Source organism: Halomonas sp. AOP22-C1-8, assembly GCF_052378905.1.
In the GTDB taxonomy this organism is placed as follows: domain Bacteria; phylum Pseudomonadota; class Gammaproteobacteria; order Pseudomonadales; family Halomonadaceae; genus Vreelandella; species Vreelandella citrativorans.
The window spans coordinates 1-563 of the sequence record NZ_JBQSYD010000072.1 but is presented as its reverse complement, the minus strand read 5'-3'; the positions used below and the strand labels follow the sequence as shown (position 1 = coordinate 563).

Genomic DNA, 563 nt, shown 5'->3' with positions numbered 1-563 from the left:
TCATAATTGCTTCCATCCCAAGCACTTAATTGCAAAGTTGCTTTGGCCACAAATATTGTGTATAGAGAGGCGCACAGGACAAAGAAACCAGATAAAGCAGAAACGCCTAATCTCTCCAAATTTACCTTCATGGTATTATGGTGTTTTAGTTCATCTTTTTTTATGTGCTTTTTAATATATTTCCTTAGTGAAATATAGGCGAATGCAGAAATTAAAAGAAGCGATAGGCAAGAATAAAAGTTATCACCAATTTCTATTTTGAAGTAAATTGATAGCAGTAGAGAAAGGGAGATGATTATCACGAAAGATACAGAAGAAACTAAAAGGAAATTTTTGTACTTTTTTTCTTTTCCAGATGGAATGTAGGCTCTAAACATGTGGTTAGAGAGTATTAATATAAATGATGGGATGGAGAAAAGTACAAACGCTACCATGCCAAATATTGTCCCGAACGCTATAAGATATACAAAAGAATTGTTTTCCGTCAGGGAGGCAATAAAAAGATCGGTACGCCCAATTAAGTGAAAATAAAAATATATAAAGATAAGATGTAAAACCACACC

The 563-nt window shown here is 33.4% G+C and carries 1 protein-coding gene; it reads right to left on the bottom strand.

Annotation, left to right across the window (positions count from 1 at the left end; genetic code table 11):
- The coding region (locus ACT3TY_RS17905; protein ID WP_444629096.1) for a hypothetical protein at window positions 1-434 on the bottom strand (434 nt) is incomplete at its 3' end.
- Window positions 435-563: the final 129 nt, after the last annotated feature.